1 protein-coding gene is annotated in these 214 nt (G+C 31.3%); it reads left to right on the plus strand.

Translation table 11 applies throughout. The features are described 5' to 3' along the window. Positions 1–214 (plus strand): recombinase family protein (locus GPK60_RS08195; protein WP_215659266.1); only part of this gene is annotated, 214 nt, incomplete at both ends.

The following is a 214-nucleotide window of genomic DNA, read 5'->3' on the forward strand; positions in this document are numbered from 1 at the left end:
AATCAAAAGGATGATTTACAGAATCAAGTATCGTTTTTACGTCAATTCTGTAATGCCAGAGGCATTATTGTAGACCAATGCATTGAAGAATATGGAAGTGGTCTGAATTACAATCGTAAGAAGTGGAATAAATTATTGGATGAAGTAATGGAACAAAAAATCAAAACCATAATCATAACGCACAAAGATAGATTTATCAGATTTGGCTATGATT

This window comes from Ruminococcus sp. MCC718 (assembly GCF_018783905.1).
Classification (GTDB): domain Bacteria; phylum Bacillota; class Clostridia; order Lachnospirales; family Lachnospiraceae; genus Hominisplanchenecus; species Hominisplanchenecus faecis.